General features: G+C 65.5%; 1 protein-coding gene. It reads right to left on the bottom strand.

Translation table 11 applies throughout. From position 1 onward, the window contains the following. On the bottom strand, positions 1-455 hold a 455-nt coding region (locus AC5RVV_RS18030; protein ID WP_494002717.1), incomplete at its 3' end, for a DivIVA domain-containing protein. Positions 456-476: the final 21 nt, after the last annotated feature.

Raw genomic sequence — 476 nt, 5'->3', positions numbered from 1 at the left:
GGCCGGTTGTTTTCGAAGTATTCCAGCAGCTCGTCGCACAATGCGTCGACCTCGTCGATGTTGTAGCTGCGGGCCTTCTTTTTCGAGGGCCGGCGGAAACGCTCGCCCGCGGGGCGGTGCAGGCGGCCGCGAAGCACCGCGGAGATCCGCCCGATCTGGATAAGCCAGGCCTCTTCGCCCTTGTCCGCGATCAGCTTGTCCCGTTCACGCTGGGCAAAGACGTCCTCAAGCCGGTCCAGGGCCGCATCCACCGCCTGCGCGTCGTAGCCGCCCTTGGCCGGGTCGAAGGCCATGGCACGGACCTGATGGCTGGTGATGGGCTCCGCATCCGGGTTGCGCAAATCGTAGTACTCCCGGGCGGTCGTGAGGAACTGGTCCACCTGGCGGGTGTTGTAGCCGTACTCGTTGCGGCCAACGCGTTCAAACGGGGCGCTCCCCCGGCGCACGTCTTCCATCGTCACAGTCGATCCCTCTAC

Source organism: Arthrobacter sp. MDT2-34-1 (assembly GCF_059091365.1).
This window is presented reverse-complemented; position numbering and strand designations above follow the sequence as displayed.